1 rRNA gene is annotated in these 542 nt (G+C 57.4%); it reads right to left on the reverse strand.

The features are described from left to right. Positions 1–542: ribosomal RNA gene (locus tag IEY46_RS36170) — 23S ribosomal RNA — on the reverse strand; the annotation flags it as partial.

Here is a 542-nt window from a genome sequence, read left to right on the forward strand (position 1 = left end):
CCGTACGTAGCTACCCAGCGGTGCTCCTGGCGGAACAACTGGTACACCAGCGGTACGTCCATCCCGGTCCTCTCGTACTAAGGACAGCTCCTCTCAAATTTCCTGCGCCCACGACAGATAGGGACCGAACTGTCTCACGACGTTCTGAACCCAGCTCGCGTACCGCTTTAATGGGCGAACAGCCCAACCCTTGGGACCTACTTCAGCCCCAGGATGCGATGAGCCGACATCGAGGTGCCAAACCTCCCCGTCGATGTGGACTCTTGGGGGAGATAAGCCTGTTATCCCCAGGGTAGCTTTTATCCGTTGAGCGATGGCCCTTCCATGCGGTACCACCGGATCACTAAGCCCGACTTTCGTCCCTGCTCGACTTGTAGGTCTCGCAGTCAAGCTCCCTTATGCCTTTGCACGCTACGAATGATTTCCAACCATTCTGAGGGAACCTTTGGGCGCCTCCGTTACATTTTAGGAGGCGACCGCCCCAGTCAAACTGCCCGCCTGACACGGTCCCCCTACCGGTTTCACGGTAGTGGGTTAGAACT

The sequence above is a fragment of the Paenibacillus nasutitermitis genome (assembly GCF_014641075.1).
Taxonomy (GTDB): domain Bacteria; phylum Bacillota; class Bacilli; order Paenibacillales; family Paenibacillaceae; genus Paenibacillus_Z; species Paenibacillus_Z nasutitermitis.